Source organism: Chloroflexus sp. (genome assembly GCF_034435895.1).
Lineage (GTDB): Bacteria > Chloroflexota > Chloroflexia > Chloroflexales > Chloroflexaceae > Chloroflexus.
This window is the reverse complement of sequence record NZ_DAOTWH010000081.1, coordinates 1-5,865: the sequence shown is the minus strand read 5'-3', so window position 1 is coordinate 5,865 and position 5,865 is coordinate 1. Positions and strand designations below refer to the sequence as shown.

The window sequence follows — 5,865 nt, the reverse complement described above, 5'->3', positions numbered from 1 at the left end:
ATGACCGTTCGGCGTGGGCAGTGGAAATCTGCGTCAACCAGCAGGATGGGCGTGGTTTCCAATGCGAAGAGGTTTGGGTGGACGAGAACGATAACTGGAACTACGCCCTGCCCATTCGTGAGGGAGTGACACAGGCGGCGCAGCAAGTGCGGTTAACGCCGATCGATCTCGCCGGCAATCGCGGCCAAGCCCGCCAATTCGACTACGTGATCGACACGGTTGCGCCAACCGTCACCGGCGGGGTGTTGCCACCCGCCGCTCCGCTGCCGGCAGGGAACGTCTTGATCGGCGGTACGTATGCCGACGCGGTAGGGGTCACGGCCATCACCGTGCGGGTGGAACGGCCCGATGGGTTGGTTGAAAATGGGGCCGCCGATCTGCAAGGCAACCAGTGGCGCTATGTCGCGGCGTTGAGCGTACCCGGCCCGCACCGCATCTACATCACGGCTCGCGACGCTGCCGGTAACACGCGCGTGATCGGGCCATTGCCGCTCAACGGGCCGAACCGCGTCTTTATGCCGGTCATCTTCCGGTAGAACTCACACCAGCTTAGCGACGGTCACGAGGGCCGTCGCTAGGCTTTCCCATGCGACAACAACTTCAGCGCCGACACCAACAAGATCACGCCAAGCAACACGTGCAACAACGCATTTGGTACAAACGGCAAGAGTGAACTGCCAATCAACGCGCCAACAATCGAACCGGCGGCCATCCAGCCGATAAAGCCGCGTTCGGCGCGTAGTTCGTGGAGTTTGCCTTGGCGGTAGTATTTGCTCAAGCCGATCATAATCGTCGGGATGCTAATCGCCAGACTCAGCGTGCCGGCGATCTTGATGCTGATAGCGAAGACTAGCATAATCGTGGGAATCATCATCTCGCCGCCGGCTACGCCTAGCATACTGCTAAAGATGCCGATTACAATCCCAGCCGCAAATCCGATGATCGTGCGCAGCCAAACGGGCAAAGACAGGCTGCCCAACCCTTCGATAGAGGTATGGCCGAATAAAGCTCAACACCAACAAAAAAACTCACTACCACCAGCGTTAATGCCCGTTCGTTAATCCGCAGCGCGAAATTGGCGCCGGCATACGCACCCAATAACGAACCGGCTAAAATATTGAGAATCACTTCGACATGAGTAGTGATCAGAATCAAGATTCACCAGTCCAGTCCGAAAGATAAACGAAAAGATCACCGTCACCAAACTGACCGCCAGATTAATCACAATCGCCTGCAACGTGCGATACTTAAAGACGCCGGCCTGCACCGGCAACCGGAACTCAGCTCCTCCTAACCCAATCAACCCGCCGAGGACAGCAATGCTTGCTCCCCAACCACACGCCGCGGCTTGAGGCATGCCATGCTCCTTCGCAATAATATAGACGGTTTTCGAGCTGTGCGTTGATTATACGCGACGTTGCTGCATTGCGCGTGAGCGGCTGGGAGTATCCGATGCCGAGGGTGTGAGGGGTTTGCTCTTTGGGGTTCAAGGGCGGATAGCACAAACAAGCGTAGATGTAGTTGATGGCGTTGCGATGCGCTGGTGTACCCTCACCCCCAGCCCTCTCCCACTGGCGCGGGTTGGGGGGAGTGTAGCAGTGGGCGTTGAGGCATTGCACCGCGATCAACCGTTGTACTCAATCAGATGTTCTGTCTGCCCCTCCCCCAGCGGGGGGTAAGGGGTGGAGGCATCAGCCCGCGTAGCGGGTTTCGTAACCCTAGCCCGGCCCTTTAGGGCCGGGTGCCAGACAGATGTTTTGTCCGCCCTTGAACCCACTAGCGTGGGAGAGGAGAGTGCAGCGCCGAGCGTTGAGGCATCGCACAGCGATCAACGGTTGTGCGCGATCAAATATTTTGTTCGCTCCTCAACTCTTGGGGTGACGGAACAACGATGGCAAGGCTACGCCACCGTGCAGATGCACAATCTCCCCAGCGCGCGCGCTGACCAGCGCCGTGCTTGGCATGCAGGGGTATCGTGACGAGGTAGACCGCGACACAACACCCAAACAAGAGCAGGAGAGTTTGGTAGGGGTGGTCGCGGAACTGGCAATAGGTGGTTTGCAGCCAACTCATACTGTGCGGTTACGAAACGAGATAGAGCGGCCCCGCGACCATGATAAGGGCTACGCCTGCTGCTGGCACGACAATACCGGAGATGATATGCACCTGCGGTGAGCTTGCGGAAGGCAACGTTACGCAACCTAGCGCGCCGGAACCATGCCAGACGGTGGGCAAGGCAGGTATAGGGTAGTCCTTTCACGGTCATCCGGCTACTCTTGCACATGCACGATAAACTCAGGCTGGAGCGGGATGGTGTAGCTTGCCCGCGGGTCAGGGGCACAAGATGCCTTGAACGTGCCGCTGCCGGCCACGCTGCCCTGCAGCTTCAACAGATAGATCGCAACGTATCGTTTACCGGCTGGAATGCCGCACTGTTGCGCCGATACTGTATGCGCCGTGATCCATATCCAGCGTTGGCCATCGATCTCGCGCTGCTCGATCGTTGGCGTGAAGCGATGGGTCTTACCGGCGAGGATGGCCTGTGCATCCTCGGCCACGATGACAGACGCCTCGACGACGTGAACTAAATCGGTTGCAATCGCTGGCCCGGTCAGCTCTAAGCGCGGATCGTTGAACGCACCGATCGGGCCGTGTAGTTCAAAGGCGATAACTGTCTCGCTTCCGGCAGCCAGCGCGATTGCTTTGGTCTGAATATGCCGATACGAGTATTTCTGTTCGACGCGGCCACCTGTCTGCTGGCCGGGGAGCGAGCGCAGATACACGAGTTGCTGATTTGGCCACGGGGTAGTTTGCAAGTCTTGAGCGGTGCGCGCCAAGAGCGGGTACGCCAACCCAACGCTCTGGCTTAGCCGTCTCAGCAAGGTGTCTGCCATCAATAGACCGTGGGCAGTCACAGCCTCAACCTCGGCTAGCGCAACCGTCCGCGCAAACCATGTGCTCCACGCTGTCGCTCGTTGCTGTGGCGTCCATTTGCGCAATCTTCCCGGTATCATACCGCGCCGTGACGCATAGGCGTCCACTTGCTTGCCATCCTGAAACGACAGAAACGCGAAACCATCGCTGTCCCAAACCGAGGTAAGCAGCACCGGGCCGGTGGCGACGGCTGAGAACTGTTTACCCCACGCGATGGTCTCTGCGCTGATCACGGGTGGGTTAGCGAGGTCAAAGTAACTGATCCATGGCGGCTCGGCGATAGCGATCAGGGTGCGGTCGGCGTCCTCAGCGCGGGCCACTGGCTCAAAGTCAAGTCGCTGGGCCGCTGCGACAGCCAGTGCCACCGCTTGGTGCGGCAAAGAGTCGCTGGCGGTGTCACGCGCATAAACGTGGAAGCTCAGACAGGTTAAGCCCATACTATTGTGATGTGATGATCGCTTCCCTCTCACCGATAGGTGTTGTGATGGCGAGTTGATTTGTGGATACCATACCACAACGGCAAGCGACATGGGAAACATTGTTACGGGCAATCTTGGTACGGCGTGATCGGGACGGTCAGTGGATCAGGCCCCCACGCGATAGCGAAGGGAATGGTCACGGTCATATCAGGACGCATAATCGTAATGGTTTCGGCGCCGGCGCTACCCATCATGACATCGACAATGCGGCTTCAAGCTGAATGTCTATTGTGACACAACAATGGCATTCCTTGGCGACGCGCAGGCTCAGCTTCGCTCTACCGCAACAAGTTGATTTTTGCCATGCTTGTAAATGACCTCTGTTTCACTCGCGCGACGAAGCAGCACCGGCAGTAAGCGTGGGGCGGACAGCGCGCTTTCCGAAATTAATCCGCTTCAAAGAAAAAGAGACCGTTCCCATCAATGTCAAGTGCGACGAACTCTTTCCTGCCCCAAGGCTTTTCTGCTAAAGCTCCGTTTGGATGGATAACCCCCGCTTGCTGGTACTCCTCATACAACTCTTCAATATTGTCTACTGCTATCCTGCAAGCAGTATTCTGGGCTATATTCTGATCCTGACATTCCCACAAATGAATTTCCACTGCGTCACGGGCAACAGCGGCATAATCACCGTAGTTGAAAAGCTCCACAAATCCCAATTTGCTCTTATAAAACTCGATTGCAGACGTGATATTGGCAGCGGGTAACTTAGGTATAACATATCTGAACATCATCCGCTCCCTCATAAACAGGTTTCCGGGTCATCATCACAAAATAGGAACACAAAAGTCCATACTGTACTCGTAGTAGACCTCATAACTAGGACGTTTCGGATCTATAATCAATTGATGTTGTGGTACATATTCTACAAAAAAACGTCTAATATTCTCGCCTATTGTGGTTGGGTCTTTCGCAAGCGATAGGATTGCATAACGTCCACCGGGCAATTGTTTGATTTGGACATCTTCTGTGTCTTGTGGAATGGCTGCAGGAATTTCTAATGCACACTCATAACCGATAAGCTGCATGCCGTTAGTGTGAGGAATGCCAATGACTTTTAGTTTCGAGAGATCATAGCCATATTGTTGAGCCCAATCTTTTACCCGCTGAAAACCATCGCGAATTTGTTCGTTATAGCTGCCAGTTGTTTGTTGCAGTTGGCAAGACGTGTAAGCAGTGAGAATGGATTGCAGCTCTTGTATTGTGACCTGCAATGGCTGATGAGTCGGGGCATTCATTATACATCTCCTATGTTGAAATCGGTATTAAGAATTGCAAAGGAACCGTATCGGCGCATCGTCCGTTCGTTTTTTGTTTTAGCGTTAGGTTGATGAACCTAAGGCCATAGGCGGGATACCTGCAGCGCGCCCGCTTTGCTCTGAGAAGTTGCCAGCTCGCGAGTGCAACAGGATGAATCGAACGCCATCGTTATGGGAACCGCCGGATCCTCACTTTTCTTGCGATGACTCAACGAAGTGGGCTAGCGGCAGGGCGGGCAGAGCGATATGCTCGCCAACTGAACCATTGCTGGCAAAGCCGTCCTGTATCCTCAGGATGCAACCCTGCGCACGGGGTTATCGGTAGTTTACCAATTGAGGAAAATAACAACCACAAACAACAGGATGGGCGGGAGCAGCAAAGCGGCCAAAATGGCGGCTAGCTTATCGTTGCGGCGAGCGTAGGCAACCCATGCGCCGATGGACATTGCCAAGGGATAGATAGGGTAGCCATAGAAAGCAATCAACCACAGCGGCACCGTTCCCTCTGGGTTCTCAGCCACCACCGCGATAAATGCGCCGGGCAGCCAGATCAACAGAATTGAGACCAGCGCCAGCAGTTGCGTAACGAGTAATCCGATCAGCACCAATGGCCGGTTGCTATTTGATGACTTGATCGTTTCGGCCACAAACCCACCTCCTCTGCAAAACATAATGCGACGACCGCCAAGTTGCACCTTTTGCAACCATGACATTGTAACAGAAATGGATATTTTTGAGCGGATGGGGTGATTGGCACGTTTTGCAGTGGCACTGCTCGCGCAAGCCGCGTGCTCTATCGCCGCGAGAAATGCCAGAACTCTGTTGAGCAGAAGTGCGGTTGCTCCGGCGTCATACGCTGGCAGCGAACTGTCTACAAACAGATGTTGATCACCCGGATAAAGGAATAGCTCGCCGTGAGTGGTTTGGGCAATGAGGTTGCGTGCCGCTGCAATATCGCCTTCGCCAACGAAGATCGGATCGGTCTCCATGGCATGGATTTGCACCGGCAGGTGCTGGGGCTCCTTACAGTAGCTCGCGATCTTCTAGCTCATCAAAAAGATCAAATTTCTCGATGTGGTGAAAGCTCGCAATTCGGGTAATTTCCTCCTGTCCCTCAATGACTAACTGGACTTTTGCAAAATCCAGCGAGACGAGCGCGAGGTGCGCCTTGATTTTGGGCCGACTCCACCCCT

At 55.0% G+C, this 5,865-nt stretch carries 6 protein-coding genes and 2 pseudogenes; 1 reads left to right on the top strand and 7 read right to left on the bottom strand.

Annotated elements, in window-relative coordinates; all coding sequences use genetic code 11:
- Positions 1-536: pseudogene (locus tag U9R81_RS04900) on the top strand (hypothetical protein); the annotation flags it as partial.
- Between the two features lie 38 nt (positions 537-574).
- Here U9R81_RS04900 and U9R81_RS04895 read toward each other — a convergent pair.
- The 7 genes and pseudogenes from U9R81_RS04895 to U9R81_RS20015 all read right to left on the bottom strand — a co-directional run.
- Positions 575-964, bottom strand: coding sequence for a sulfite exporter TauE/SafE family protein (locus U9R81_RS04895; RefSeq protein WP_322494395.1), 390 nt, complete (start codon positions 962-964; stop codon positions 575-577).
- Between the two features lie 93 nt (positions 965-1,057).
- Positions 1,058-1,357, bottom strand: a complete 300-nt coding sequence (locus U9R81_RS04890; protein WP_322494394.1) for a hypothetical protein — start codon at positions 1,355-1,357, stop codon at positions 1,058-1,060.
- 913 nt (positions 1,358-2,270) lie between these two features.
- The gene (locus U9R81_RS04885; RefSeq protein WP_322494393.1) at positions 2,271-3,371 is read right to left on the bottom strand and encodes a hypothetical protein; all 1,101 of its coding nucleotides are present in this window, start codon (positions 3,369-3,371) and stop codon (positions 2,271-2,273) included.
- A gap of 104 nt (positions 3,372-3,475) precedes the next feature.
- Complete coding sequence (locus tag U9R81_RS04880; RefSeq protein WP_322494392.1) at positions 3,476-3,604, bottom strand: hypothetical protein; 129 nt, start codon at positions 3,602-3,604, stop codon at positions 3,476-3,478.
- Positions 3,605-3,799: 195 nt separating this feature from the next.
- Entirely contained in the window at positions 3,800-4,159 is a 360-nt protein-coding gene (locus tag U9R81_RS04875; protein WP_322494391.1) for a VOC family protein, read from the bottom strand.
- Between the two features lie 21 nt (positions 4,160-4,180).
- Positions 4,181-4,651, bottom strand: coding sequence for a GyrI-like domain-containing protein (locus tag U9R81_RS04870; RefSeq protein ID WP_322494390.1), 471 nt, complete (start codon positions 4,649-4,651; stop codon positions 4,181-4,183).
- 824 nt (positions 4,652-5,475) lie between these two features.
- A pseudogene (locus U9R81_RS20015) lies at positions 5,476-5,691 on the bottom strand (dienelactone hydrolase family protein); the annotation flags it as partial.
- Between the last annotated feature and the right edge of the window lie 174 nt (positions 5,692-5,865).

Coding starts and splice junctions, on each gene's coding strand:
- U9R81_RS04890 (WP_322494394.1), bottom strand. CDS start 1,357: ATGCCTCAAGCCGCGGCGTGTGGTTGGGGAGCAAGCATTGCTGTCCTC.
- U9R81_RS04885 (WP_322494393.1), bottom strand. CDS start 3,371: ATGGGCTTAACCTGTCTGAGCTTCCACGTTTATGCGCGTGACACCGCC.
- U9R81_RS04880 (WP_322494392.1), bottom strand. CDS start 3,604: ATGGGTAGCGCCGGCGCCGAAACCATTACGATTATGCGTCCTGATATG.
- U9R81_RS04875 (WP_322494391.1), bottom strand. CDS start 4,159: ATGAGGGAGCGGATGATGTTCAGATATGTTATACCTAAGTTACCCGCT.
- U9R81_RS04870 (WP_322494390.1), bottom strand. CDS start 4,651: ATGAATGCCCCGACTCATCAGCCATTGCAGGTCACAATACAAGAGCTG.